24 protein-coding genes are annotated in these 24854 nt (G+C 65.5%); 12 read left to right on the top strand and 12 right to left on the bottom strand.

The features are described from left to right. Nucleotides 1-15: 15 nt before the first annotated feature. Nucleotides 16-972 (bottom strand): LysR substrate-binding domain-containing protein, encoded by a 957-nt coding sequence (locus EJ073_RS15015; protein ID WP_126056420.1) that lies wholly within the window; start codon nt 970-972, stop codon nt 16-18. 178 nt (nt 973-1150) lie between these two features. On the opposite strand from EJ073_RS15015, the gene EJ073_RS15010 reads away from it, so the two are divergent. Continuing rightward, nucleotides 1151-1441 carry a DUF1127 domain-containing protein gene (locus EJ073_RS15010; protein ID WP_126056419.1) on the top strand — a complete coding sequence of 97 codons (291 nt, stop codon included), beginning with the start codon at nt 1151-1153 and terminating at the stop codon, nt 1439-1441. Nucleotides 1442-1589: 148 nt separating this feature from the next. Here the strand turns inward: EJ073_RS15010 and EJ073_RS15005 are convergent, their stop codons facing one another. The 4 genes from EJ073_RS15005 to EJ073_RS14990 all read right to left on the bottom strand — a co-directional run bounded on the left by EJ073_RS15005 (nt 1590) and on the right by EJ073_RS14990 (nt 5658). Next, complete coding sequence (locus tag EJ073_RS15005; RefSeq protein ID WP_126056418.1) at nt 1590-2582, bottom strand: DUF937 domain-containing protein; 993 nt, start codon at nt 2580-2582, stop codon at nt 1590-1592. Between the two features lie 103 nt (nt 2583-2685). Then, nucleotides 2686-4059 carry a glutamate--cysteine ligase gene (locus tag EJ073_RS15000; protein WP_126056417.1) on the bottom strand — a complete coding sequence of 458 codons (1374 nt, stop codon included), beginning with the start codon at nt 4057-4059 and terminating at the stop codon, nt 2686-2688. 185 nt (nt 4060-4244) lie between these two features. Further along, entirely contained in the window at nt 4245-4979 is a 735-nt protein-coding gene (locus tag EJ073_RS14995) for a 16S rRNA (uracil(1498)-N(3))-methyltransferase (RefSeq protein WP_126056416.1), read from the bottom strand. A 31-nt stretch (nt 4980-5010) separates the two neighbouring features. Further along, nucleotides 5011-5658 (bottom strand): hypothetical protein, encoded by a 648-nt coding sequence (locus tag EJ073_RS14990; protein WP_126056415.1) that lies wholly within the window; start codon nt 5656-5658, stop codon nt 5011-5013. A gap of 75 nt (nt 5659-5733) precedes the next feature. Between EJ073_RS14990 and EJ073_RS14985 the strand changes: the two genes are divergently transcribed. Both EJ073_RS14985 and EJ073_RS14980 read left to right on the top strand, forming a co-directional pair. After that, nucleotides 5734-6432, top strand: a complete 699-nt coding sequence (locus EJ073_RS14985) for a type 1 glutamine amidotransferase (RefSeq protein WP_126056414.1) — start codon at nt 5734-5736, stop codon at nt 6430-6432. Nucleotides 6433-6853: 421 nt separating this feature from the next. Then, nucleotides 6854-6994, top strand: a complete 141-nt coding sequence (locus EJ073_RS14980) for a hypothetical protein (protein WP_006206855.1) — start codon at nt 6854-6856, stop codon at nt 6992-6994. A gap of 46 nt (nt 6995-7040) precedes the next feature. On the opposite strand, the gene EJ073_RS14975 is transcribed toward EJ073_RS14980, so the two are convergent. From EJ073_RS14975 to EJ073_RS14965, 3 genes are read right to left on the bottom strand one after another with little or no spacing between them, the layout of a single operon-like run. Beyond that, on the bottom strand, nt 7041-7814 hold the full coding sequence (locus EJ073_RS14975; RefSeq protein ID WP_126056412.1) for a metallophosphoesterase family protein: 774 nt from the start codon (nt 7812-7814) through the stop codon (nt 7041-7043). Nucleotides 7815-7873: 59 nt separating this feature from the next. Then, the gene (locus tag EJ073_RS14970; protein ID WP_126056411.1) at nt 7874-9010 is read right to left on the bottom strand and encodes an alpha-hydroxy acid oxidase; all 1137 of its coding nucleotides are present in this window, start codon (nt 9008-9010) and stop codon (nt 7874-7876) included. A gap of 22 nt (nt 9011-9032) precedes the next feature. Next, the gene (locus EJ073_RS14965; protein WP_126056410.1) at nt 9033-9830 is read right to left on the bottom strand and encodes an FCD domain-containing protein; all 798 of its coding nucleotides are present in this window, start codon (nt 9828-9830) and stop codon (nt 9033-9035) included. Nucleotides 9831-10037: 207 nt separating this feature from the next. On the opposite strand from EJ073_RS14965, the gene EJ073_RS14960 reads away from it, so the two are divergent. The 5 genes from EJ073_RS14960 to glcF all read left to right on the top strand — a co-directional run bounded on the left by EJ073_RS14960 (nt 10038) and on the right by glcF (nt 16221). Next, entirely contained in the window at nt 10038-11360 is a 1323-nt protein-coding gene (locus tag EJ073_RS14960; RefSeq protein WP_126056409.1) for a DUF3422 family protein, read from the top strand. A gap of 278 nt (nt 11361-11638) precedes the next feature. Beyond that, entirely contained in the window at nt 11639-13135 is a 1497-nt protein-coding gene (locus EJ073_RS14955; RefSeq protein WP_126056408.1) for an FAD-linked oxidase C-terminal domain-containing protein, read from the top strand. 108 nt (nt 13136-13243) lie between these two features. After that, nucleotides 13244-14500 carry an FAD-binding protein gene (locus EJ073_RS14950; RefSeq protein ID WP_126056407.1) on the top strand — a complete coding sequence of 419 codons (1257 nt, stop codon included), beginning with the start codon at nt 13244-13246 and terminating at the stop codon, nt 14498-14500. Then, nucleotides 14497-14886, top strand: coding sequence for a DUF4870 domain-containing protein (locus tag EJ073_RS14945; protein ID WP_126056406.1), 390 nt, complete (start codon nt 14497-14499; stop codon nt 14884-14886). The genes EJ073_RS14950 and EJ073_RS14945 overlap by 4 nt, the downstream gene beginning before the upstream one ends. Nucleotides 14887-14895: 9 nt before the next feature. Beyond that, the gene (glcF, locus tag EJ073_RS14940) at nt 14896-16221 is read left to right on the top strand and encodes a glycolate oxidase subunit GlcF (protein WP_126056405.1); all 1326 of its coding nucleotides are present in this window, start codon (nt 14896-14898) and stop codon (nt 16219-16221) included. A gap of 228 nt (nt 16222-16449) precedes the next feature. Here glcF and EJ073_RS14935 read toward each other — a convergent pair whose 3' ends face one another. The 3 genes from EJ073_RS14935 to EJ073_RS14925 all read right to left on the bottom strand — a co-directional run bounded on the left by EJ073_RS14935 (nt 16450) and on the right by EJ073_RS14925 (nt 19810). Continuing rightward, the gene (locus EJ073_RS14935) at nt 16450-17640 is read right to left on the bottom strand and encodes an integrase core domain-containing protein (protein WP_126056404.1); all 1191 of its coding nucleotides are present in this window, start codon (nt 17638-17640) and stop codon (nt 16450-16452) included. 217 nt (nt 17641-17857) lie between these two features. Further along, complete coding sequence (locus EJ073_RS14930) at nt 17858-18778, bottom strand: bifunctional 5,10-methylenetetrahydrofolate dehydrogenase/5,10-methenyltetrahydrofolate cyclohydrolase (RefSeq protein WP_126056403.1); 921 nt, start codon at nt 18776-18778, stop codon at nt 17858-17860. Between the two features lie 291 nt (nt 18779-19069). Then, on the bottom strand, nt 19070-19810 hold the full coding sequence (locus EJ073_RS14925) for a L,D-transpeptidase (RefSeq protein ID WP_126056402.1): 741 nt from the start codon (nt 19808-19810) through the stop codon (nt 19070-19072). 212 nt (nt 19811-20022) lie between these two features. On the opposite strand from EJ073_RS14925, the gene EJ073_RS14920 reads away from it, so the two are divergent. After that, nucleotides 20023-20661: a DNA-3-methyladenine glycosylase I gene (locus EJ073_RS14920; RefSeq protein ID WP_126056401.1), complete on the top strand. Its 639-nt coding sequence runs from the start codon at nt 20023-20025 to the stop codon at nt 20659-20661. 73 nt (nt 20662-20734) lie between these two features. Here the strand turns inward: EJ073_RS14920 and EJ073_RS14915 are convergent, their stop codons facing one another. Further along, entirely contained in the window at nt 20735-20983 is a 249-nt protein-coding gene (locus EJ073_RS14915) for a hypothetical protein (protein ID WP_126056400.1), read from the bottom strand. Nucleotides 20984-21181: 198 nt separating this feature from the next. Between EJ073_RS14915 and hisS the strand changes: the two genes are divergently transcribed. The 3 genes from hisS (at nt 21182) to hisG (ending at nt 24684) form a co-directional block, all read left to right on the top strand. Then, nucleotides 21182-22687 (top strand): histidine--tRNA ligase, encoded by a 1506-nt coding sequence (hisS, locus tag EJ073_RS14910; protein WP_126056399.1) that lies wholly within the window; start codon nt 21182-21184, stop codon nt 22685-22687. A gap of 177 nt (nt 22688-22864) precedes the next feature. Next, nucleotides 22865-23986 carry an ATP phosphoribosyltransferase regulatory subunit gene (locus EJ073_RS14905; RefSeq protein WP_126056398.1) on the top strand — a complete coding sequence of 374 codons (1122 nt, stop codon included), beginning with the start codon at nt 22865-22867 and terminating at the stop codon, nt 23984-23986. Next, complete coding sequence (gene hisG, locus EJ073_RS14900) at nt 23983-24684, top strand: ATP phosphoribosyltransferase (protein ID WP_126056397.1); 702 nt, start codon at nt 23983-23985, stop codon at nt 24682-24684. The genes EJ073_RS14905 and hisG overlap by 4 nt, the downstream gene beginning before the upstream one ends. The last annotated feature ends 170 nt before the right edge of the window (nt 24685-24854 follow it).

Raw genomic sequence — 24854 nt, 5'->3', positions numbered from 1 at the left:
ACCCGGAAACAGGCCCTACCAGCCCGGCATGATCTGGTTTGCCTTGGTCCGCTTCATCTTGGTAAAGGCGAGCGCGGCGAAGTCGAAGTTTCCCGTCTCTTCGCCCAGCGGCACCGAGATGTTGTCGAGGCTTTCGCAGATGTGGCGGGCGAGCGCGTCGACGATCTCCGGCTGCGAGGTCTGGCCACGCATGATGCCGATGCGGCAGTCGGGCAGGGTGCCGAAGCCGTCGGCCTCGCCGAGCACGCGCATGCCGGGCCGCAGCGCGCATTCCGGTAGCACCGAGATCGCGAGGCCGGAAAGCACCGCGGCGGTGATGACGGTCGCCGAGAAACTCGAGAACAGGATGCGGTACTCGCGGTTCTGCCGGTCGAGCACGTCGACCGCGGCGCGGCGCCAGATACAGTTCGGCCGGCCGAAGGCCATCGGCAGGATTTCCTGCTCATGCGTGGCGTGGTTGGCCGAGGTCACCCACAACAGCGGCTCGCGCCGCACCACTTCCGACTGGCCGCGCGTGTCGTTGTGCGTCACCAGCGCCAGGTCGAGATTGCCGCGCTTGATGTGTTCGACCAGTCCGGGCGTCGGCTCGCAGATGACTGTCAGCTCGACCCGCGGGTTGGAGCGCGTGAAGCGCGCCATGATCTCTGGCAGGAAGCGGTCGGCATAGTCGTCCGGCGTGCCGATGCGGATGGTGCCTTCCAGTCGCTTGTCGTCGAAGGCGGCCAGCGTTTCCCGGTTGAGGAAGATCAGCCGCCTCGCATAGGAAAGCAGCCTGTCGCCTTCCTCGGTCAGCTTGTTGGTGCGGCCGTCCTTCTCGAACAGCGGCTTGCCGATCCGCTCCTCCAGCCGGCGCATCTGCATCGACACCGCCGACTGCGTCCGATGCACCTCTTCCGCCGCGCGGGTGAAGCTGCCGGTATCGGCGATCGAGATGAAGGTTTGCAACTGATCGAGATCGAGTGGCGCTTTCATCGGTCCAATCCATCATTGATGTTGATGCTAAAGATTAGAAACATTCGTTGGATTAATCAATCGCACCGTGGCACATTCTCCAACATCCACATGAAGGCATGTGAATCGAGACCGGAACGGCGCTCCTCCCAGCGACGTTTGCCCGGCTTCGCCCGCTCGACTCTGAAGGAGGACTGACATGACCACGTTTGATTTCGCCACCGAGACCTCGCGCATCACCACGCGTCCGTCCGTAGCGGCGCGCGTGGCCAATGCCATCGCTGATGCCTACCGCGCCTGGAAAAACCGCCGCCAATTCTATCGCCTCGGCGAGATGTCGGATGCCGAACTCGCCGATATCGGGCTGACGCGCGCCGACCTCCACGTCGCCGTCGCTGTGCCCTTCGGGCGTGACCCGACGGTGAAGCTGCGCGCCATCGCCAGCGACCGGGTCGGCTCGATCGAGGATCTCGCCCGCAAGGTGGCTTGATCCAGCCGGCTGGTGCATTCGGTCGCCCTGAACCTTTTCAAGGGGCGCGGCGACCAAGGTTCATGCAGGCTCCCCACTCCCTGCCGGTTCCCCCCGGCCTGCCTGCACGCTGCCCGGTCCTCCCAAGGACCGGGCTCTTCTTTTCGGGCTAACGTCGATCCATGCCGCGCTTGAACTGATCGAAGATCGATTCCATGCCCTTTTGGTACTCGTCGCGTTGCCGCGCGCCGGTCTCGAACATCTTACCGAACAGATCGTCGAACGGGTTCCTCGGCCTGCCGCTCGGGTTGGTCTGCGGTTGCGGCGCCTCGCGCTGCTGGGGTGCCTGCTGCTGTGGCACCGGCTGGCCGAACCCGCCGCCTCCGCTCTGACGCAGCATCTCCTCGAACATCTTGCCCAGCGGATTGTCGCCAAAGGGACTTTGCGTCTGTTGCGGCTGCGTCCGGCCTTGCGGCTGTTGCGCGCCGCCGAACATGTCCTGCAGGACCTTGCCGAGCGGATTGTCGCCATAGGGATTGGGCGCCTGCTGCGGCTGGCTCTGCGGCTGCTGCGCACCACCGCCGAACATGTCCTGCAGCACCTTGCCGAGCGGGTTGTCGCCATAGGGATTGGGCGCCTGTTGCGGCTGCTGCGCGCTGCCGCCCGCCTGCCGCATCATCTGCTCTATGATCTCGCCGAGCGGATTGCCGCCGCCTCCGAAGCCGCCCGCCGCCTGCATCTGGTTGGTGGTCTGCTTGAACAGCCCGCCCATCATCATCGAGGCCATCGCAGGCAGCATCTGCTGCAGCACCTGCTGGCTGAGACCGGTCGCTTGCGCGGCTTGGGCAGCCACGGCCCGCGACAGCTCCTTCGAGCCGAACAGATGGCCAAGAATGCCGTTGCCCTCGTTGATGCCTTGCGGCGAGAAGGCCCGGGTCGCGTCCTCGAAATATTTGGCGTGCTGGCCGCTCGCCATCGCGGTCATGAAGGCGCCGAGCCCGTAGGGGTCGGCCGTGTTGCGTTGCAGCCCTTGCGAAAAGGCAGGCAGCAGCGCCTCGACCGCGGCCTGGGTCTGCTGCATCGAAAGCCCGAACTGCTGAGCCAGCGCCTGCATGCCGGCGCCGTTCTGCGCCTGGGCGAATATGTCGAACAGGGAAGGCATTGGAATCTCCTCCGGGAACATCCTCGTTGGAGAAACCTAGTTCGTTTCCATCCTTGATTGAAGCGGCTTTTGCCGAAGCCTCAACCGGTCGGATGGCGAAGGGTCAGTAGGCATACTCCATGAACACCGGCTCGATCGAGCCGCCCCAGCGCGTGTGGTAGGCCGACAGCATCTCCTCGGCGCTTGTCGTGCCGCGCGCCACCACTTCGTCCAGCGTGTTGAGGAACGAGGTCTCGTCATAGCCATCACGGTTCCTGCGTGCGCGGTTCTTCAGCCCCGAGCGCGAGATGGAGAGCACGTCGCGCGCGACATCGCGCAAGGTCGTGTTGCGGAACGGCGCCGAAATGCCCAGCTCCGGCACGGCGTTGCGCATTGCCAGCACTTCCCTGTAGGTCCAGTTCGAGGTCAGCGCCTCGGCGGCGTCCAGCGCGGCCTCGTCATAGAGCAGCCCGACCCAGAAGGCCGGCAGCGCGCAGATGCGCCGCCACGGTCCGCCATCGGCGCCGCGCATTTCGAGGAAGCGCTTCAGCCTGACGTCGGGGAACAGCGTCGACAGGTGGTTTGCCCAATCGCCCATCGTCGGCAGCCCGTCCGGGACCTCATTGCGGGCGGCCCCTGTTATGAACTGGCGGAAGGTGATGTGCGTCATGTCGTGATAGTGGCCGTCGCGGATGACGAAATACATCGGCACGTCGAGCGCCCATTCGACATAGTCGGCGAAGCCGAAATCGGGCGAGAAGCAGAATTCGAGCAGGCCGGAGCGCTGGTTGTCGGTGTCGCGCCAGATGTCGCCGCGCCAGCTCTGCAGCCCGTTCGGTCGGCTTTCGGTGAAGGGCGAGTTGGCGAACAGCGCCGTCGACAGCGGCTGCAGCTTGAGCGAGACCTGCATCTTGCGGCGCATGTCCGCCTCGCTCTCGAAGTCGAGATTCACCTGGATGGTGCAGGTGCGGTACATCATGTCGAGGCCCTTGGTGCCGATCTTCGGCATGTAGCGGGTCATGATCTCGTAGCGCGACTTCGGCATTTTGGGCGTTTCGGCGAGCGACCATTTCGGGCTGCCGCCGAGCCCGAGGAAGCGGATGCCGAGCGGCTCGGCGATTTCGCGCACCTGCGCAAGATGCGCATTGCCCTCGCGGCAGGTCTGGTGGATCGACTCCAGCGGCGCGCCGGAGAGCTCGAACTGGCCGCCCGGCTCAAGCGAGATCGCGCCCTGGCCGGTCGGCTCGACCAGGCCAATGATGCGACCGTCATCGATGATCGGATCCCAGCCGAGCTTTTGCTGCATGCCCTCTAGAATGGCGCGGATGCCGCGCTCGCCGCCATAGGGCACCGGCGCATTGCCGTCGACATAGAACGGAAACTTCTCGTGCTCGGTGCCGATACGCCATTGGTCGCGCGGCTTATTGCCGGCGGCCAGGTAGGCGACAAGTTCGTCGACGCCCTCGATGGGCCGGAAATCGGTCGTGTCGCGCGCCATCAGAAGCCCTCCCGACGCGTGATCCCCAAGACCGATCATGCGCCAAACCATAGTGCTACAGCGTTCCTTGTGCGCACAAAAGAGCGCGGCGCTATAGGCGGCCGAACGACCGCCGGCGCTAGATGGACGAAATGTCAGTAGCCGATCAAGCGAAAAATCCTGAGCCAGGGCTCAACTCGAATTGATCACCAATCACCGATTGTCGCCTGGATCACCGCAAGCGCGGCCACCGCGGCCGTGTCGGCGCGAAGGATGCGCGGCCCGAGCGGGATGGCGGTGACGAAAGGCAGCGCCCTCAACATCTTGCGCTCGTCGTCGGAAAAGCCGCCCTCCGGTCCGACCAGCAGGCCGAGCTTGGTCTCGTCGACCGCCTGCAGCGCCGGCAGCGGATTGTTGGTCGAGGCATCCTCGTCGCAGAAGATCAGCCGCCGTTCCTTGTCCCAGCCTGTCAGCAGGCGTTCGAATTTTTCCGCCTCGCGCACCTCAGGCACCGCCAGGATGCCACATTGTTCGGCCGCCTCCACGACATTGGCGCGCAGCCGCTCGATGCCTGGCTTGGCCACTTGCGTGTGTTGCGTAATCACCGGCTGCAGGATACCGGCACCCATCTCGACCGCCTTCTGCACCAGATAGTCGAGCCGTCCCTGCTTCAGCGGCGCGAAGCAGTAGACGAGATCGGGCAGCGGCGGCTGCGGCCGCTGCAGGGAGGCAACCTTCAGCCGAACCGCCTTTTTGGACTTTGCCGCGATCGCCGCCGACCACTCGCCGTCGCGGCCGTTGAACACCAGGAGCTCCGCGCCTTCGCCGAGCCGCAGCACATGCATCAGGTAATGGCTTTGCTGTGGCCCGGCATCGAATTCAATGCCGGTTCCGAGATCGTCAGGCACGAACAGCCGCTGCATCTTGTAATTGGCGCGCATGGCCGAGCAATGGGCGAGGCGGTGTTTGCCGTCAAGCCTCGGCGGAAGGGTGCCATGCCGGCACGTAGCCTTGCCGCAGCACCGAAATGGTGGTCGCCGGTGTCAGCAGCCGGAGTGGCCGGCCGGCCAGATCGCCAAAAGCGGCCGGCGCGCCATAGCCAGCGAACGACCAGCGCAGCGCTTGGCCGCCGTGCAGGGCATAAGCCGCGTTGCCGTCAGCAACCATGACGCCATCGGGCAGGGCGGCCAGCGCTTCCGGCTTGACCGCCGGCGGCTGGCCGCCAGCCGCCAGCCGCTCCCTGTGCAGCCGCTTGTCGAGCATCGGCGCGCGCGGCTCGGCGATGCCGAACGCCCCGCCGAAGCGGCGGACGAAGTCGCTCGCCCGTTCGCGCCGGCAGAAGAAGCAGGGCCGGTGGCCGGCGGCAAGCGCCGTCACCTCGTCGAGGAAGAACAGCTCGGTCCAGCCCGCCTTGCCGCCCTGCCTGTTGCGGCCCATCGGCTCGCGTCGCACATTGCGAAATTGGCACACGCAGATGATCCAGGCCTGAAGCGCCCAGCGCTTCCTCAACAGCGTCTTCGTCTCGGGGTCGTGGATGATGCCGCGATTGCCGGTGAACAGGCCGCGTTCGGGCACCGCGTGGATTGCGCCGAACGGATCGACCCGGTTCTGCAGTGGCATAGGCGTTCCTTCTTGGCTGCGATGCGGGCGCCATGATATCGCTCGCGGGATCAATATCATGTCAGCAGGGTTTCGATGCGCGTCCTGGTCGTTCAGAATTTCGACAATGAGGGCCTTGGCCAGATCGGCGCCGCACTGGTCGAGGCTGGCGCCGATATCGATCTGCGCAAGCCCTATCGTGGCGAGGCCCTGCCCGAGCACAGCGGCGAGCATGACGCCATAGTCGTGCTGGGCGGCGCCCAGAACGCGCTCGATGACAAACTCTGCCCCTATTTCCCCGAATTGCTCGATCTGACCCGCGACTTCGCCGACAGGGACCGCTCGGTGCTCGGCATCTGCCTCGGCAGCCAGTTGCTGGCGCGGGCCTTCGGCGGCGAGAACCAGATCGGCGGTGCCACCGAGTTCGGCTGGCACCAGGTGTCACTGACGCCGGCGGCCAAGACCGATCCGGTGCTGGCAGCCTTGCCGGAGAATTTCCCGATCTTCGAATGGCACGACGACACCTTCGCGCTGCCGCAGAATGCCGTGCGGCTGGCAGGCAGCGCCGTCGCCGAGAACCAGGCCTTCCGCCTTGGCCGCGCCGTTTACGCCTTCCAGTTCCATTTCGAGGCGGATACGCCGATGGTGCGCGACTGGAGCACATCCTTCGCCTCCCTCATCGCCGAGCGCCATCCCGACTGGAACGATCGGCTCGACGGCGAAATCACCCGCAATGGTTCCGATGCCGACGCCGCCGGTCTGGCCATTGCCCGCGCCTGGGTGGCGACCATCTGAAGCGTGTCGATATTCAGGTGAGGCAGCCTGCAAACAATGGCTTCCTGCGCTTCTGGTGCTCACGTACTTCAAGTACGCTCCGCTCCGGTTCTCAAAAGCCATAGTTTTCGGCTCGGCCTGACCTGAATCTCCCACTTTGGCGCACACCGACCTGGGGCGGCGTGACATTATTGGCACGCCACGGCAGTTCCGGCTGGGGAAAACCCTTTTCATCCTTGGTTTGTGGCCGCGCGCCATCCTAGAAGGCGCGCGCTTTGTATCGCCGGTGCAACCGCGATGAACCTTCTGTGTGATCCGCGCGACACACCGGCGATACGGAATCTGCTTAGAAACGCGAGATCGTCGAAACATTGAGACGCATTTTATCGTTTCAACGCATTGGTAACCGGGTCGTGCACAGATGCAGGAAGCTCAACCAGAGATGACGTCCGTGAAAGCAGCGCTTTTGTCCTTTGTTATGCTGTCTGCCATCGTCCTGTGCGGCCTCGGCATCTATTCGGCCGACGCCGCCAACAATCATCAGGCCGTCGACGGCTACGGCGTCACCGCCGCCCTTCGCTGAAGCCTGGTCCTTCCCGACAAACGGAAAGCTGATCCCATAGTCGGGATCATGACTGGAACGGCCGCCCTTCGACCGTCAGGATGCGCTTTTCCGCGCCGTCGACAACGAGCGCGCTGAGCGTTCCCGAATGCCAGGCGAGCGTGTCGACATTGACGCGGTTGGCCATGATTTCGGCCTCCGGCACCGGTGTGTGCCCATGCACGATCACCTTCGGATAAAGGCCGGGGTGATCGTGAAAGGCATCGCGAATCCAGATCAGGTCCTGCGGACTCTGGCTTTCGAGCGGCACGCCTGGCCGGATGCCGGCATGGCAGAAGAAGAAGTCGCCGAAGGCCACGGAAAACGGCAGTGAGCGCAGGAAATCGACATGGGCTTGCGGTACGGCCTCGATCAGGGCCGCGTGTCCTTTCCGTACCGTCTCTGCCTTGCCGAACCAGCGCGCGTCCGCGACCAGATCAACGCCATAGGACTGCGCCGTCTGGACGCCGCCATAGCGCATGAACAGGCCGTCCGGATCGGGTTCGGCGAGAAAGTCGAGAAAGCCGATGTCATGGTTGCCGGCGAGCATCAGGTGGCGCGGGTCGCGCTTCTGCGCGTCGATCAGGAAATCGATCACACCCCTGGAGTCCGGCCCACGGTCGGCATAGTCGCCGAGATGGATGGCACGCCAGTCAGCGGTCGGCTTGTATTCGAGCTCGCTTTCGATCCGGCGGTGCATGGCGGCCAGGAGGTCGAGCCGGCCATGCACGTCGCCGATGGCGCAGAGCCGCATGCCTTCCGGCCCGCGCGCGTCGAGATAGTGGATGCCGGTTTCGGTCACGGTGAGCGTCTTCCCGTATCGATCATCACGGGAAACTAGGGCGGATAGGTGAATAGGCCCTAGCGCCTCAGCTGGTCCTTGCCCATGTCGGTTACCAAACGCTTACCGCACAGTGCCAGCGTGATGTCCATTTCCTTGCGGATGATCTCCAGCGCCTTGGTGACCCCGTCCTTGCCCATGGCGCCGAGGCCGTAGAGGAAGGGACGGCCGATATAGGTGCCCTTGGCGCCGAGGCAGAGCGCCTTGAGCACGTCCTGGCCCGAGCGGATGCCGCCATCCATGTGCACCTCGATCCTGTCGCCGACGGCGTCGGCGATCTCCTCCAGCACCTCGATCGACGAGGCGGCGCCGTCGAGTTGGCGTCCGCCATGGTTGGAAACGACGATCGCGTCGGCGCCGGTCTGGGCCGCCATCAGCGCGTCCTCCTTGTCGAGGATGCCCTTCAGGATCAGCTTGCCTCCCCAGCGCTCCTTGATCCAGGCGACATCCTTCCACGACAGTTGCGGGTCGAACTGCTCCGTCGTCCACGACGACAGCGAAGAGACGTCGCCGACCCCCTTGGCATGGCCGACGATGTTGCGGAAGGTGCGGCGCTTGGTGCCGGCTATGCCCAGACACCAGCGCGGCTTGAGCGCCAGGTCGATGATGTTGGCGAGCGTCATCTTGGGCGGCGCCGACAGCCCGTTGCGGACATCCTTGTGGCGCTGGCCGAGGATCTGCAGGTCGAGCGTCAGCACCAGCGCCGAGCATTTCGCCGCCTTCGCCCTATCGATCAGGTTGAGGACAAAGTCCTTGTCGCGCAGCACGTAGAGCTGGAACCAGAACGGCCTCTTCGTCACCGAGGCGACATCCTCAATCGAGCAAATGCTCATCGTCGACAGCGTGAACGGCACACCGAACTCTTCCGCCGCCTGCGCCGCCAGCATCTCGCCATCCGCGTGCTGCATGCCGGTCAGGCCGGTTGGCGCCAGCGCCACCGGCATCGCCACCTTCTCTCCGATCATGCTCGTTTCCAGCGAGCGGTTGCTCATATCGACCAGCACGCGCTGGCGGAACTTGATCTTCTGGAAATCCTCCTCGTTGGCGCGGTATGTGCTTTCGGTCCAGGCGCCGGAATCGGCGTAGTCGAAGAACATCTTCGGCACGCGGCGGCGCGCCAGGTCCTTCAGATCGGCAATGGTGAGGATGTCGCTCATGGTCTTTCCCGCTGGGTGTTCGCTAATTCGTTGTCTTGGCGCCGTCGCCGGCGTCGGAGCGCTGTCTCAGCCTCAGCCGTGACACGCGCTGCCAGTCGCCGCTGCGTTCGGCCTCGAGCATCGAGCGCTCGACATAGGAGATGTGGTCCATGGCCGCTTGCCGGGCAGCCGCCGGATCGCCGGCCTTGATCGCCGCATAGATCGCCCGGTGCTGGTGAAGCAGGGCCTCGCGCGCGCCGGGCACGCTGAACACCAGAAGCCGGTTCTGGAACACACCTTCCGACAACAGCCGGTAGCAGGAGCGCAGCGTATGCAGCAGGATGATGTTGTGCGCGCATTCCGAGATGGCGTGGTGGAACTCGATGTCGATCTCGGCCTCGTCGTCGAAATCGCCGGTGCGGTGCGCCTCGTCCATGCGCGCCATGATGCTGTCGAGCAGCGTAAGGTCTTCCGGCGTGGCGCGCCGCGCCGCGTATTCGGCGGCGACCGCCTCGATCTCGCGGCGATACTCCAGATAGTCGGTCACCGCCTTGCGGTGCATCGAGATGAGGTCGGTCACCGGCTTGGTGAACAGCTGGCCGATGACGTCGGCGACATGAGTGCCACCGCCGGCCTTGGTCGTCAGCAGCCCACGCCCCTCCAGCGCCTTCAGCGCGTCGCGCAGGATCGGCCGTGACACGTCGAACTGGCGCGCCAGCTCGCGCTCGCCCGGCAGCCGGTCACCGGTGCGCAACACGCCTTCCAGGATCAGGCTCTCGATCTGCTGCACCACCTCGTCGGCGGTGCGCGAATGCTCGATCCTGGAGAAAATATCGCTCAACGGGGTGCCTGGGAAAAGAAGCGGTTGACGTTCAGATTAAAGCCTGTGTCGCCAACTGGTCAAATTATTTATCCAATTCGTTCGGTTTGGTCCGGTTCGGCGTCGCCGCCCTATATCGCCTTCAGCTAAACTTTGCCGTTTGCGTCTCCCGGCGATTGGTCCTAGAGGACGCCGATACACGCAGGGTCAAGAACAGGGGGACCGGCCGTGTCGGACGAGACGTCCAATCTCGAATTCCAGCCACGCGCCCAGGGCAGCGTCATGGGTTTTCCGGCGCATGGAGGGCGCTCCGGCGCGCTGGGCGAGGTCCATGCCAGGCCGCATCCGCTGATCGAGAAGCCGCGCGTGCTGATCCAGCTTTCCTTCATGACCGAAGGCGGCTCCGGCGTCGACCACGCGGTGCTTTCGGAGATGTCGCGACGCCTTGGCATCGCCGCCCCCGACCGCCAGGCCCGCCACCATGCCATGAAGTGGGGCAAGGGCTCGTTGCGCTGGGAACGGCACACGGAATTCTCGACCTACCTGTGGGAAGGGCCGCTTGCCGAAAGCGCCGGATCGCAGGAGGATTCGCCTTTTGGCAACGGGTTTTCGCCGCCGGGCACGGTCATATCCGGGATCAGGCTCGAGATCCGCAAATGGACGCAGGCCAGCGAAAGACTGATCGCCGATTTCGACCCGACCAGCCTGTGCTACTCGCTGGTCGGGCGCGGCAATGCCGCCATTGTCACGGACTTCCGCCAGGACGGCGACGGCCTGACACGCATGCTGGTGCTCGATCGGGGCCTGACGCCGGCCAGCACCGGCGCGCTGTCGCAGCGGCTGATCGACATCGAGACCTACCGGACGCTGGCCATGCTCGGCCTGCCGCTGGCGCTGACGCTCTCCGGCCGCGCCCGCCGCATCGAGGACCGGCTGGCGCAGACCACGCTGGAAATGAAGGGGGCGGAGACCCGGGACAGCCAGACGCTGCTTGCCGACCTGACCGAGCTGGCCGCCGAATTGGAGGCGGATGCCGCCTCCAGCCTCTATCGCTTCGGCGCCAGCCGCGCCTATGACGGCATTGTCGTCGAGCGACTCGAGGCATTGGAGGAAGAGCCGGTGTCCGGCTACGACACCTGGGCCGGCTTCCTGCAGCGGCGCATGGCGCCGGCCATGCGCACCTGCCGCTCGGTCGAGGAGCGGCAGGCCAACCTGTCGCGCAAACTCACCCGGGCCACCACGCTCCTGCGCACCTGGGTCGATGTCGAGGTCGAGAAGCAGAACCGCGACCTGCTGGCCTCGATGAACAACCGCGCCCGCCTGCAACTGCGCCTGCAGCAGACGGTCGAAGGCCTTTCCGTCGCCGCCGTTTCCTATTACGTCGTCGGCCTCATCTCCTATCTCGCCAAGGGCGCCTCGATCTTCGGCCATGCCTTTGCGCCCGAAGTCGTCACCGCCGCCGCGGTGCCGGTCGCCATCCTGCTTGTCTGGTGGGGCGTGCGCCGCGTGCGGCGCATGCACTCCGAGCCGGCGAAACATCCGGGAGAATAATCTCCCCCTTGAGGGGAGATGTCTCCGAAGGCGACAGAGGGGGTCGCCTCGCGTGGGGCGCCGACGCTCTTCGCGACGTCAGACAGCGTTGGCATTTCACGCGCTAGGACCCCCTCTGACCGCTTCGCGGCCATCTCCCCCCTCGAGGGGGAGATTAGGGCGCAGCGGCAGATTGCCGCTGCGGAAGCGTCCGGCACTCGATCTCGATCAATGCAGAGTTTGCAACTGACGCGCTTCACTGGTAAAAGATTTTGACCAGTAAAGCGAAGAGGCAGCCCATGCCCGGCCTTGCCATGCCGAAGCCAGATGCCGCCACCATTCGCCGGCGCGCCGAGATCGTCGCCGACATGCGCATCATCGTGCCGGGCGAGGGCGTGGTCGACACGGCCAATGAAATGCGCGCCTTCGAGAGCGACGGTCTCACCGCCTACCGGCAGTTGCCCCTGGTCGTGGTGCTGCCGGAAACGGTGGCGCAGGTCTCGCGGGTGCTCAAATACTGCAACGATCGCAACATCCGCGTCGTGCCGCGCGGCTCCGGCACATCGCTCTCGGGCGGCGCGCTGCCGCTCGAGGATGCCGTGCTGCTGGTCATGAGCCGCTTCAACCGCATCCTGGAGATCGACTTTCCCAATCGAGTTGTCGTCGCCCAACCGGGCGTCACCAATCTCGGCATCACCACCGCCGTCGAGCAGGAGGGCTTTTATTACGCCCCTGATCCATCCTCCCAGATCGCCTGCTCGATCGGCGGCAACGTGGCGGAGAATTCCGGCGGCGTGCATTGCCTGAAATACGGGCTGACCGCCAACAATGTGCTGGGCATCGAGATGGTCTTGATGAATGGCGAGGTGGTGCGGCTGGGCGGTCGGCATCTCGACGCCGAGGGCTATGATCTGCTCGGCGTCATGACTGGCTCCGAGGGCCTGCTCGGCGTCGTCAGCGAGGTCACCGTGCGCATCCTGAAGAAGCCGGAGACGGCGCGCGCTCTCCTGATCGGCTTTCCGACCAGCGAGCAGGGCGGCCAGTGCGTCGCCGACATCATCGGCGCCGGCATCATCCCCGGCGGCATGGAGATGATGGACCGCCCGGCGATCCACGCCGCGGAGGATTTCGTCCATGCCGGTTATCCGCTCGACGTCGAGGCGCTGCTGATCGTCGAGCTCGACGGACCGGGCGTCGAGGTCGACCACCTGATCGGCCTCGTCGAGGCGATCGCCTACAGGAACGGCTCGACCACCTGCCGCATCTCGCAGTCGGAGCAGGAGCGGCTGAGCTTCTGGGCCGGCCGCAAGGCGGCCTTCCCGGCGGTCGGCCGCATCTCGCCCGACTATTACTGCATGGACGGCACCATACCGCGCAAGGAACTGCCGCGCGTGCTCGCCGGCATGCGCGACCTGTCGGAGAAATACGGGCTCGGAGTCGCCAACGTCTTCCACGCCGGCGACGGCAACCTGCACCCGCTGATCCTCTACGACGCCAACGTGCCGGGCGAGCTGGACAAGGCCGAAAGCTTCGGCGCCGACATCCTGCGCCTCTGTGTCCAGGTTGGCGGCGTGCTGACCGGCGAGCATGGCGTCGGCGTCGAAAAACGCGACCTGATGCCGGAAATGTTCAACCAGGTCGACCTCGACCAGCAGATGAGGGTCAAATGCGCCTTCGACCCCAACCACCTGCTCAACCCCGGCAAGGTCTTCCCGCAGCTCCGCCGCTGCGCCGAGCTGGGGCGGATGCATGTGCATCGCGGGCAGGTGGCGTTTCCGGACATTCCGAGGTTTTGATGGGGGCCAATTTCGCATGACGGCGCAGGAACGCGGCCTATCTCCGTCTTGGGCTACGCCCGAGCCACCTCTCCCCCGCTTTGCGGGGGCGAGGAAAGGCGCTCTCCGATGACAACCTTCACCCCAATCTCATCCGCCGAAGTCCTCTCCACCATTCAATGGGCTGCAGCGGAAGAGGCGCCGTTGGAGATCCTCGGGCATGGTTCCAAGCGCGGCATCGGTCGTCCGCTGCAAGCGGAACACACGCTCGGCCTGTCGAAGCTCACCGGTATCACCCTCTACGAGCCAGCCGAATTGGTGCTGTCGGCCAAAGCCGGCACGGCGCTTGCCGAGATCGAGAGGCTGCTTGCCGAGAACGGCCAGCAATTCGCCTTCGAGCCGATGGACTATGGCCGACTGCTCGGCGGCGAGCCGGGCAAAGGCACGATCGGCGGCGTGCTTGCGGCGAATCTGTCCGGCCCGCGCCGGCTGAAGGCTGGCGCGGCGCGCGACCACATCCTCGGCGTCGGCGCCATCTCGGGTCGCGGCGAGGCCTTCAAGTCCGGCGGCCGCGTCGTCAAGAACGTCACCGGCTACGATCTCTCCAAGCTGATGGCGGGAAGCTGGGGCACGCTCGCCGTGCTGACCGACGTCACCTTCAAGGTGCTGCCGGCGGCGGAGACCGAGGTGACGCTCGCCATCCGTGGCCTGCTCGACGAGGCGGCGACGGCCGCCATGGCGCTGGCACTTGGCTCCAGCGCCGAAGTGTCGAGCGCCGCGCACCTGCCTGAGCGCATCACAGCGCGCGTCGCTACCGGCAAGCATGGCAGCGATGCCGCGACGCTGCTGCGCGTCGAGGGTTTTGGCCCTTCCGTTGTCTATCGCATCGAGGCATTGAAGCAGCTGCTTGGCAAAGCAGGGCCACTGGAGGAGATCGCCGGCGAGGCGTCGAAGGCCATCTGGCGCGATATCCGCGATTGCATACCCTTCGCCGATGGCGGCGCGAGACCGGTATGGCGTGTGTCGATGGCGCCGTCGCAGGCGCATCACATGGTGATGGCCCTGCGCATGCAGGCGGCGGTCGACGCTTTCTACGATTGGCAGGGCGGTCTGGTCTGGCTGTCGATGCGCGAGAACGATCCCGAGGCCGACCTGCTGCGCGGCCTGATCCGCAAGCATGGCGGCGGCCACGCGACGCTGGTGCGCGCCGCACCCGCGCATCGCGCCGCTCTGCCGGTGTTCGAGCCGCAGCCACCGCATCTGGCGGCGCTGTCGGCGCGGCTGAAGGCCGAGTTCGACCCCAAGCATATCCTCAACCCCGGTCGAATGGCGCCGGGTTCCAGCTCTGCTACTCTGGCACACTCATCGGAAGGAGCAGCACAATGAGCAACATCAATCAAGGCCCGGGCGGCGGACCGCGCCAGACCGATCGCTGGCTGGAGCCAGGTTCGACCAACGCCCTGGTCATCTACATTCTCTATCTCGCCGGCCTCGTCATTGGCGTCACCGGCATTGTCGGCATCGTGCTTGCCTACATCAACCGCGGCAAGGCTGGCGGCTTCGTCGAAAGCCACTACACCTTCCTGATCAGGACCTTCTGGATCGGTTTGCTCTACGCGCTGATCTCCGTGGTCCTTATGATGCTCGTGATCGGCTTCCTGCTGATGTTTGCCGCTGCTGTCTGGTTCATCGCCCGCTGCATCCTCGGGCTGCAGGCGCTGCAGCGCGGCGAGCCGGTCAAGAACCCGCAAAGCTGGCTCCTCGGACAATAGGACTCCCCGGTGCAGACCAACTTCTCAGCCGCCCAGCTTGCCGATCCGCACGTCGCGGAATCGGAAAAGATCCTGCGCAAATGCGTGCATTGCGGCTTCTGCACCGCCACCTGCCCGACCTATGTGACCTTGGGCAATGAGCTGGATTCGCCGCGCGGGCGGATTTATCTCATCAAGGACATGCTCGAGAACGGCCGGCCGGCCGACAAGGAGATCGTCACCCATATCGACCGCTGCCTGTCCTGCCTCGCCTGCATGACGACATGCCCTTCGGGCGTCAATTACATGCATCTGGTCGACCATGCTCGCGCCCATATCCAGCAAACTTACAAGCGGCCGCTGCTCGACCGGCTGACGCGCGCCATGCTGGCTTTCGTGCTGCCCTATCCCTCGCGCTTCCGTGCGGCATTGAAGCTGGCCGGGCTCGGCAGGCCGTTCATCGGCCTGTTCGAAAAGCTGCCGGCGCTAAAGCCTGTCGCCGCCATGCTCAGGCTCGCGCCATCCTCGATCCCGGCGGTGTCGGCAATGGCCTTGCCTGGCGTGCACGCCGGGCAGGGCACGCGCAAGGGCCGCGTTGCCATCCTGACCGGTTGCGCGCAGTCGGTGCTCGATCCGGCCATCAACGAGACGGCCATCTCGCTGCTGACAAGGCTCGGCGTCGATGTCGTGGTGCCGGAAGGCGAGGGCTGCTGCGGCGCGCTCGTCCACCATATGGGCCGCGAGGAGGCAGCCCTTGCCTCGGCGAGGCGGAACGTCGACGCCTGGACGCGCGCCATCGACCAGGGCGGGCTCGATGCTATCGTCATCACCGCATCGGGCTGCGGCACCACGATCAAGGACTACGGCTTCATGCTGCGCCTCGATCCGGCCTATGCCGAAAAGGCCGCGCGGGTCTCGGCGCTGGCCAAGGACATCACCGAATATCTGGCCGGTCTCGACCTGCCCGAACCGCTGCGCAAGCCCGGCACTGTCGTCGCCTATCATTCGGCCTGCTCGATGCAGCACGGCCAGAAGATCACCCGGCAGCCGAAGGAGCTGCTGGCCAGGGCGGGCTTTGTCGTGCGCGAGCCGCGCGAAGGGCATCTTTGTTGCGGCTCGGCTGGCACCTACAACATCCTGCAGCCCGAGATCTCGGCAAAACTGCGCGACCGCAAGGTGAAAAACATCGAGTCGACCGGCGCCGAAATCGTCGCCACCGGCAACATAGGCTGCATCACCCAGATCGCCTCCGCCGCGAAACTGCCGGTGGTGCACACGATCAAGCTGCTCGACTGGGCCTATGGCGGCCCGAAGCCGGAAGGCGTTGCCGACTCGACGATGGTCGCGGCAGAGTGATGCAGTTCCTCCAGGTTTCGACTTGGCCAGATAATTCTTCGGACTGTCGGCGCTGCCCCTCACCTGCCTGCCGGCGTCCTCTCCCCGTATAGTGACGGGGAGAGGGGCGCTGTCATGGCTGATTTCGCCAATCACCTGCGTTGCAAGAGGGTCGCCGCCGTCGCAGCCAGTGTCCAGCCGATAGATGGGTAACAGTTTGAACCGGATACATAGGTAACAGTTCTCCCCCTATTTGTCCGCTGCAGCGCCAAGCGGATTGGTTAGCGCGGCGCTGCAGCGGACAAGCGTCATACGCCTTGTGTCGATGATGCCGAGCTGGTGTGCATGGAAGGAAAGAGCCCATTGACCATCCTCGGTTTGGGCGGCCGCGACAGCTTCACCAACCAGTGCCTGCGAGACATAGACGAAGCCGCCGTTCCACCTGATCTCGCCATTGTGGCGTACATGACGGACCGCGGCCTCGGCCGGATAATCAGGCTCGGGCGGCATCGTCGGCATGGCGCGCCGGGAGGATCTGTAATGCTGGGCTGGAGTGTCCATGCCTAGCGCCTCATGGGGACGTTCTTCATTGTAGCTGCGCCGGAAGGCCTCGAAGGCGTGGCCCTGGGTCGCCCTGTCGGCCTCCGGTGCCTCGGCCAGCGGCAACAGGGTCAGATGAAAGCGCTCGTGGCGCCCGTTCTGCTGGGGTTTGCCGGGCGCGATCCGCTCCAGGGCGATGCCGAGTTTGATGAAGCGCACCGCAAGCGGTGTCAGCCCGGTGACACCGGCCGACGCGAAGGGCGGGCCATTGTCGCTTCGGAACCGGTCCGGCAGGCCATGCTCCTCAAACAGCCGCTCGAATACCGGCCAGGCCTCGGCATCCGCCGTCGAGCCGGTCGCTTCGAGCGCCAGCAAGTAGCGGCTCGACGCATCCATCACCGTCAACGGTTCGCAACGCCACCCGTCACGGGTCCGGAACCAGCCCTTGTGATCGCCGGTCCACACCGCGTTCGGCCCTTGCGGCTCCGGCCAAGGTCCATTGCCGCAGGCCCGCAGCCGGGTCCGCTTGCGGGCGCTGACAAGCCCATGCCGTGCAAGGATAGCGCCTGCCGTCGAGGCCGACGGCCAGATCAAGTCGGGAGCCGCGCGCTTGAGCCGCGCCACGATCTTCTTGGGCCCCCACAGCGGATGCGTCTCCTTCGCCGCCACGATCCGCTCGACAAGATCAAGGGCTGTCGCACGGCCATGATTGAGCGGCGCTCGCGGCCGATCGTGCAAACCTTCCGGGCCAAACTCCCGGTAGCGACCCAGCCATTTATAGCCGATCTTGCGCGAAATTCCGTAGGCCGCACAAAGCTCGCTCATCGTCTCTTCGCCAGAAAGGCAATCCACTACAAAACGAAGCCGCTCGTCCATGATGCCAGTCTCTCGCCAAACCATCGCCGGGTCCTCCGGCGAGGGAGAAAACTGTCACCTATGCAATCGGTCCATTCTGTTACCTATCTATCCGGTTCGGACACCAGCCCCTTCTCCCCGTCACTATACGGGGAGAAGTGCCCGGCGGGCGATGAGGGGCGGCGCCAGCTTCGACAATTGGCGTGTCTGCAAAAATTGGAAACGGCTTGGTTGACGTAATAGCCTCGGGCGTGTGACCGCGCTACTCCGCCGCCAGCTTGTCCGCCACGCCGTAGGTCGCGTGGTAGAGCGCGCGCTGGCGGCTGAGCGCCACCATCGTGTTGCGCAGCAGGATCGCCACCGTGATCGGCCCGACGCCGCCCGGCACCGGCGTGATCCAGGAGGCGACCTCTTTGACGCTGTCGGTGTCGACGTCGCCGACTATGCGGCTCTCGCCGTCCGGTCCGATCTCGGAATTGATGCCGATGTCGATGACGGCGGCGCCCGGCTTCACCATATCTGCCTTGATCAGGCGCGGCTTGCCGACGGCGACGAACAGTGCGTCGGCGCGCCGCGCGTGTGCTGCCACCGAACGCGTCATGTGATGGCAGACCGTCACCGTCGCGCCCTCGCTCATCAAGAGGAAGGCGATCGGCTTGCCGACGATCTCGGAATGGCCGACGACGACCACCTCGAGCCCCTTGAGGTCGAGGCCGGTCTCCTTCAAGAGCTCGACCGAGGCGGCCGCCGTGCAGGGCGCCAGATCGAGCTGGTTGTAGACGATATTGCCGATCGAGGCCGGATGCATGCCCTCGACGTCTTTCAGCGGATGCACCGCCGCCTGCAGCGTCTTGATCGGGATGTGCACCGGCACCGGCCGCTGGATGATGATGCCGGTGACGCGTGGATCGGCATTGAGGCCGTGGATCGCGGCCTCCAGTTCGCCGGCGGTGATGTCGGCGGCAAAGCGCCGCTCTTCGAAGCCGATGCCGGCCAGTTCCGCCTTGGCGCGCTGGTTGCGCACATAGACATCGACTGCGGCGGTGTCGCCGACGGTGATCGACACCAGCTTTGGCGGAAACCCCTCGGCTGTGGCGATCGCGGCGTCCTCGCGCACGGAGGCGATGATGCGCTGGGCCACCGGCCCACCCTTGAGATAGCGGCTGTCGTCGGACCGGGACATGGCTGACCTTTGGCGTCGGGAATTGTGCGCTGCAATAGCAGAGGCCGTCCGGGAAATCAGCCTCCGAAAACGAAACGCTCTGCCTTCAGCGCGACGCGTTTTGCCTCGAAAGGCGAAAGGGCAGCGCGGTTTCCCGTGCTGCCCTTTCGTGACCGGCCGCATCCCCACACGGCCCGTCCCCCGTTAACTCGTTGCCAGTCTAAGCACGTCTCCCGAATATGCGCTATGGCTTGGGAGCAACAGCTGGCGCCAAAATTAGTCGGCGCTGCCTGACCGATAGATTCGCAGTCCCTATATCACCACCACCGTCGTTCCGACATTGACGCGCTCGTAGAGGTCGACGACGTCCTCGTTGCGCATGCGGATGCAGCCGGAAGATACGGCGCCGCCGATCGTCCATGGCTGGTTGGTGCCATGGATGCGGTATTCCGTCGTGCCGAGATAAAGCGCACGGGCGCCCAGCGGGTTCTCCTCGCCGCCGGCCAGATAGGTCGGCAGATAGCGGCCCTTGGCGGCCTCGCGCTTGATCATCACCGCCGGCGGGCGCCAGTCCGGCCAGACGCGCTTGTCGGTGATCTTGTGCGTGCCCGACCATTCGAAGCCCGGCTTGCCGGTGCCGACGCCGTAGCGCCGCGCCTTGCCGTCCTTCTCGACCAGATAGAGGAAATTCTGGTGCGTATCGATGACGATGGTGCCTGGTTTCTGCGGCCCGTCGAACGCGACTTCCTGCGGCAGGTAGATCGGGTTGATCTGCGGCCGCATCGCCGTGCGCCGGGCCGGCTGCTGCACCGCCGCCGTGCGCTGCTGGTCGGGCTGGACCTGCAGATAGCGCCGCTGCGGCTGCTGCACCATCTGGCGGGTCTGCCGCACGATACCAGGCGCGCGGCCAAGCTGCAGCACCCAGGGCGCCGAAAGGTCGGGGCTCACCATCACCGGCGGCCGGTCGGCATAGCGGTCATCGGCATTGGAGGCGGTGGCGCCGGCGGCAAGAACCGCCGCGGCACCCAGCAGGGAAACCAACGTTGTCTTCATCGGAACGCACCTTGATCGTCGAACGGACGGAGGCACGAAACCGCCCCGGTTGCGCGATCCTTGGCGCGAAGCGGCAACCGAAACATGAATCGGAATGCGTAAAATGCCGATGTGTCAGTAAACCTTTTGGTGTGGTTACCGGCCGGTTCAGGAATCTGGTAAAGCCACGGTAAAACAGGCGCCGAGGCGCATTAACGAACGGATTTCTGGCAATGGGAACTGAAAATGCCGGCCTGCTCGACGGCCCTGACGGCAAGGCGCGCTGCTTCTGGCATGGCAATCTGCCGGACTATCTGCACTACCACGACCATGAGTGGGGCCGGCCGGTGGTGGACGACCGGCGGCTGTTCGAGAAGATCTGCCTCGAAGGCTTCCAGTCCGGCCTTTCCTGGCTGACCATCCTGCGCAAGCGCGAGAATTTCCGCGAGGCCTTCGCTGGCTTCGACTTCGACAAGGTGGCTCAGTTCACCGACAAGGATGTCGAGCGCCTGCTCGGCAATGCCGGCATCATCCGCCATCGCGGCAAGATCGTCTCGACCATCAACAACGCCAAACGGGCGCGCGAAATGGTTGATGAGTTCGGCTCGCTGGCGGCCTGGTTCTGGAAGTTCGAGCCGGGCGCGGGCGAGCGCCCGGAGATCGTCGACCTTGCCCATCTGCGCGCCAATCCGACGACGGCGGTCTCGGTCCGCATCTCGAAGGAGCTGAAGAAGCGGGGCTGGAGCTTCGTCGGCCCGACCACCGTCTACGCCTTCATGCAGGCGATGGGCCTTGTCAACGACCATCTCGAAGGATGCGTCTGCCGCAACGCAGTGGAAGCGGAGCGGAAGAGGTTCAAACGGCCGAGGTAGGACCTTCCTTCTCCCCGTTCCACGGGGAGAAGGTGCCCGAAGGGCGGATGAGGGGCAGCGCCCGCCTGCGAGACTAGATGCCGCTGGCGCCGGTGAGGAACAGGCCGGCGACGATCGCCGCCAGCGCGGCGAAAGCCGGATAGATCACCAGCAGGCCGGTCATCAGCGCATCACGCATGGATGAGCCCCGGCGCGGATCCACCTCGAACGGCCCGGCTGCCTGGCTCACCGTCACGGGCGCCTGGTGGTCGGCCGGGCGCAGCCGGATGGGCAGTTCGCGCGTGCCGCCGTTGATGGTGTCGAATTGTCCCGTGGTGCTCATAGCCCCGAACTCTTTGTTTTCGGTGCGCTTTATCGGCTGCGATTGTGTCGACACGATGCCGCGCCGATGGCGGAATTGTTTCCTTTGGGCGCCGTTTGTTTCCGTGAAGGTGCAAACCCTTGCCGCTCCAAGCCGCATGGGCTAGGACACGCGCGCCCGCAACCAGCCAGCATCTATCGAACGAAAAGACCCCATCCCATGGCCGACAAATCGGAAAAGACGAAAGCGCGGCTGCCGCGCGGGTTTGCCGACCGCGGCGCCGATGACATCCGCGCCGTCGAGAAGATGATGGCGACCATCCGCGGCGTCTATGAGCTCTACGGCTTCGAGCCGGTCGACCAGCCGATGATCGAATACACCGACGCGCTCGGCAAATTCCTGCCCGACCAGGACCGGCCGAACGAAGGCGTCTTTTCCTTCCAGGATGATGATGACCAGTGGCTGTCGCTGCGCTACGACCTGACCGCGCCGACGGCACGCTTCGTCGCCGAGAATTTTGACAAGCTGCCCAAACCCTATCGCAGCTACCGCTCCGGCTGGGTGTTCCGCAACGAAAAACCCGGACCCGGCCGCTTCCGCCAGTTCATGCAGTTCGATGCCGACACGATCGGCACGCCCGGTGTGGCGGCAGACGCCGAGATGGCAATGATGATGGCCGACGTCATGGAAGCGCTCGGCATCAAGCGCGGCGACTACGTCATTCGCGTCAACAACCGCAAGGTGCTCGACGGCGTGCTAGAGGCGATCGGCCTCGGCGGTGACGAGAATGCGGGGCGGCGGCTGACGGTGCTGCGCGCGATAGACAAATTGGACAAGCTCGGGCCGGAAGGCGTGAGGCTCCTGCTTGGTCCGGGGCGCTGGGATGGCGGCAAGGAAGGCGAAGGCGATTTCGCGAAGGGCGCCGGACTGAAAGACACGCAGGCCGAAGCTGTGCTGATTGCAACGGCGAGGAACGGACAGGCTGGCCAGAATACCAGCGTCAGTTCCAACGCCGTCTACCAGGAAGGCGTCGCCGAACTTGCCACGATCGAAGCTCTGGTCAGAGCGGCAGGATATGGCGAAGACCGCGTCGCCATGGACCGCTCCGTCGTGCGCGGCCTGGAATACTACACCGGCCCCGTCTTCGAAGCCGAGCTGCTGGCCGAAATCCCCAACGAGGACGGCCAGATCGTGCGCTTCGGCTCGGTTGGCGGCGGCGGCCGTTATGACGGGCTGGTCTCGCGCTTCCGCGGCGAGCCGGTGCCGGCGACCGGCTTTTCGATCGGCGTCTCCCGGCTGATGACGGCGCTGAAGAACCTCGGCAAGCTCGACATCTCCGACGTCATCGCTCCGGTCGTCGTTCTGGTCATGGACAAGGACACCGAAAGCCTCGGCCGCTACCAGAAGATGGTGGCGGAGCTGCGCGCGGCCGGCATCCGCTCGGAAATGTATCTCGGCGGCGCCGGCATGAAGGCGCAGCTCAAATATGCCGACCGCCGCGGCAGCCCGGTCGCCATCATCCAGGGCGGCGACGAGCGCTCCCGGGGTGAGCTGCAGATCAAGGACCTGATCGAAGGCGCCCGCATGTCGGCGGAGATCACCGACAACGCCGAATGGCGCGCCGCACGCCCGGCGCAGGTGACGGTGGCGGAGAGCGAGTTGGTTGCCGAGGTGAAGAAGATCCTGGCGGCTCAGGCTGCCGACCGCGCGAAGGGTGGCGCTTGAACACCCCCTCTGTCCTGCCGGACATCTCCCCCTCAGAGGGGGAGATTGGATGTCCCGTGTGGTTTCGCAAATCTCCGGTGTTGGAGTAAGGGTGCGGCGCTCGAAGCTGCCGATCTCCCCCCTTGAGGGGGAGATGGCCGGCAGGCCAGAGGGGGGTGCCTCGCGCCCAACCTATCCATGATCTCCCGCTACCCCGCCATCGCCGCCGACATCGCCAAGCTCTTCGCCGCGCGTGACACGCACGCGGTCGAGGTCGCCGTGCTGCAGCCGGCCGATCCGTTCCTCGACATGGCCGGCGAAGACCTGCGCCGCCGCATCTTCCTCACCGAGAGCGAGACCGGCAAGACGCTGTGTCTCAGGCCCGAATTCACCATTCCCGTCTGCCTGGACCACATCACCAGCCAGGCGGGCACGCCGCGCCGCTATTCCTATCTCGGCGAGGTGTTTCGCCAGCGCCGCGAGGGCGGTAACGAGTTCTTCCAGGCCGGCATCGAGGACCTCGGCGATCGCGACACCGCCGCCGCCGATGCCCGCTCGCTGGCCGATGCGCACGCGCTGCTGACGCTGGCGCTGCCAGGCCAGGCGCTGGCCGTCACGCTTGGCGACCAGACCGTCTTCGAGGCGGTGCTGGCAGCCCTTGGCTTGCCGCGCGGCTGGCGCATGCGGCTGGCGCGGGCCTTCGGCTCGGCGCCGATGCTGGAGGCGGCATTGGCCGACCTCGCCAACCCGCCGCGCAACAGCCAGCTTGCCGGCTCGGTCGCGACGCTGGTGCTCGACGGCGACGTCGAGGGTCTTGCCGCGCATATTGCCGCCGGCATGGAAGAGGCAGGCCTGTCGGCTTCCGCCGGGCGCTCGCCCGCGGACATTGCGCGGCGGCTGATCGAGAAGGCCGAATTGCGCAGCGTGCGGCTATCGAACGAGGCGTTCTCGGCCTTGAAAGGGTTTCTGGCGATCGATGTGCCGCTCGATGGCGCACCTCAGGCCCTCGAAAGCTTCGCGGCCTCTGCCGGTCTCTCGCTGGGCGCGGCGCTGGACAATTTCGCCGCTCGCGCCAGTACGATCGAGGCGCATGGCCTGCCGGTTGCCGGCATTCGCTATGACGCGGCCTTCGGCCGTCCGCTCGACTACTATACCGGACTTGTCTTCGAGATCGCGGCTGAAGGCGGCGACAGGCCGCTGGCCGGCGGCGGCCGCTATGACCGCCTGCTGACTCTGCTCGGCGCGAAGACGCCGATCCCCGGCGTCGGCTTCTCGGTCTGGCTCGACCGCATCGAGGCGCTGCGGGAGAAGGCCGAATGATAACGCTCGCTCTCCCGTCGAAAGGCCGGTTGAAGGAGCAGGCGCTGGAGGTGCTGGCCAAGGCCGGCCTCACCGTCAGCCTGCCCGGCGACGAGCGCAAATACCGCGCCCGCATCGAGGGCATGGAGGCCGTCGAGGTCGCGTTTCTCTCCGCGTCGGAAATCGCCGGCGAGATCGGCCAGGGCTCTGTCGACCTCGGCATCACCGGCGAGGACCTTTTGCGCGAAAACCTGGCCGATTGGGAAGCGCGCGCCGAGATCGTCGCCCGTCTTGGCTTCGGCCATGCCGATGTCGTGGTGGCGGTGCCCGACATCTGGCTCGACGTCGAGACCATGGCCGACCTCGACGATGTCGCCGCCGACTTCCGCCAGCGCCACGGCAGGCGGCTCCGGATCGCCACCAAATACTGGCGGCTCACCCAGCAGTTCTTCTCGCTCAAGCACGGCATCCAGGTCTATCGCATCGTCGAGAGCCTCGGCGCCACCGAGGGCGCACCGGCGCAAGGGCTGGCCGACGTCATCGTCGACATCACCACCACCGGTTCGACGCTGCGCGCCAATCACCTCAAGGTGCTGGCTGATGGCGTGGTGCTGCGATCGCAGGCCTGCCTTGTCGCCTCCAGGAAGAAACGCACAGCCGCCGATGAGGCGCTCTTGCGCGATATCGGCGCGAAGATGAGCGCCCTTCCTCCCCCTTGAGGGGAGGGTGCCTCGCCAAGCGAGGCGGGTGGGGTCGTCTCACTTCGAGCAGGCCCCCTCACGTCCATCCGCCGTCGGCGGCTGTCCACCCTCCCCTCAAGGGGGACATTGGTGGGATTTCCTCTGCCCCGGCGGACTGATAGGCTCGGTCTATCCCGGGAGGAGACGGC

The sequence above is a fragment of the Mesorhizobium sp. M4B.F.Ca.ET.058.02.1.1 genome (assembly GCF_003952505.1).
GTDB lineage: Bacteria > Pseudomonadota > Alphaproteobacteria > Rhizobiales > Rhizobiaceae > Mesorhizobium.
The sequence above is the reverse complement of the archived record's forward strand: the minus strand, read 5'-3'. Positions and strand labels throughout refer to the sequence as shown.

What these genes read in the sequence shown, in the direction of transcription:
- EJ073_RS15010 (WP_126056419.1), top strand. Translation starts at nt 1,151, where the DNA reads ATGACCACGTTTGATTTCGCCACCGAGACCTCGCGCATCACCACGCGT.
- EJ073_RS14980 (WP_006206855.1), top strand. Translation starts at nt 6,854, where the DNA reads ATGACGTCCGTGAAAGCAGCGCTTTTGTCCTTTGTTATGCTGTCTGCC.
- EJ073_RS14920 (WP_126056401.1), top strand. Translation starts at nt 20,023, where the DNA reads ATGGGAACTGAAAATGCCGGCCTGCTCGACGGCCCTGACGGCAAGGCG.
- EJ073_RS14970 (WP_126056411.1), bottom strand. Translation starts at nt 9,010, where the DNA reads ATGAGCGACATCCTCACCATTGCCGATCTGAAGGACCTGGCGCGCCGC.
- hisG (WP_126056397.1), top strand. Translation starts at nt 23,983, where the DNA reads ATGATAACGCTCGCTCTCCCGTCGAAAGGCCGGTTGAAGGAGCAGGCG.
- EJ073_RS14985 (WP_126056414.1), top strand. Translation starts at nt 5,734, where the DNA reads ATGCGCGTCCTGGTCGTTCAGAATTTCGACAATGAGGGCCTTGGCCAG.
- EJ073_RS14905 (WP_126056398.1), top strand. Translation starts at nt 22,865, where the DNA reads ATGATCTCCCGCTACCCCGCCATCGCCGCCGACATCGCCAAGCTCTTC.
- EJ073_RS14955 (WP_126056408.1), top strand. Translation starts at nt 11,639, where the DNA reads ATGCCCGGCCTTGCCATGCCGAAGCCAGATGCCGCCACCATTCGCCGG.
- EJ073_RS14990 (WP_126056415.1), bottom strand. Translation starts at nt 5,658, where the DNA reads ATGCCACTGCAGAACCGGGTCGATCCGTTCGGCGCAATCCACGCGGTG.
- EJ073_RS15005 (WP_126056418.1), bottom strand. Translation starts at nt 2,582, where the DNA reads ATGCCTTCCCTGTTCGACATATTCGCCCAGGCGCAGAACGGCGCCGGC.
- EJ073_RS14995 (WP_126056416.1), bottom strand. Translation starts at nt 4,979, where the DNA reads ATGCGCGCCAATTACAAGATGCAGCGGCTGTTCGTGCCTGACGATCTC.
- hisS (WP_126056399.1), top strand. Translation starts at nt 21,182, where the DNA reads ATGGCCGACAAATCGGAAAAGACGAAAGCGCGGCTGCCGCGCGGGTTT.
- EJ073_RS15000 (WP_126056417.1), bottom strand. Translation starts at nt 4,059, where the DNA reads ATGGCGCGCGACACGACCGATTTCCGGCCCATCGAGGGCGTCGACGAA.
- EJ073_RS14950 (WP_126056407.1), top strand. Translation starts at nt 13,244, where the DNA reads ATGACAACCTTCACCCCAATCTCATCCGCCGAAGTCCTCTCCACCATT.
- EJ073_RS14935 (WP_126056404.1), bottom strand. Translation starts at nt 17,640, where the DNA reads ATGGTTTGGCGAGAGACTGGCATCATGGACGAGCGGCTTCGTTTTGTA.
- EJ073_RS14945 (WP_126056406.1), top strand. Translation starts at nt 14,497, where the DNA reads ATGAGCAACATCAATCAAGGCCCGGGCGGCGGACCGCGCCAGACCGAT.
- EJ073_RS15015 (WP_126056420.1), bottom strand. Translation starts at nt 972, where the DNA reads ATGAAAGCGCCACTCGATCTCGATCAGTTGCAAACCTTCATCTCGATC.
- EJ073_RS14925 (WP_126056402.1), bottom strand. Translation starts at nt 19,810, where the DNA reads ATGAAGACAACGTTGGTTTCCCTGCTGGGTGCCGCGGCGGTTCTTGCC.
- EJ073_RS14915 (WP_126056400.1), bottom strand. Translation starts at nt 20,983, where the DNA reads ATGAGCACCACGGGACAATTCGACACCATCAACGGCGGCACGCGCGAA.
- EJ073_RS14930 (WP_126056403.1), bottom strand. Translation starts at nt 18,778, where the DNA reads ATGTCCCGGTCCGACGACAGCCGCTATCTCAAGGGTGGGCCGGTGGCC.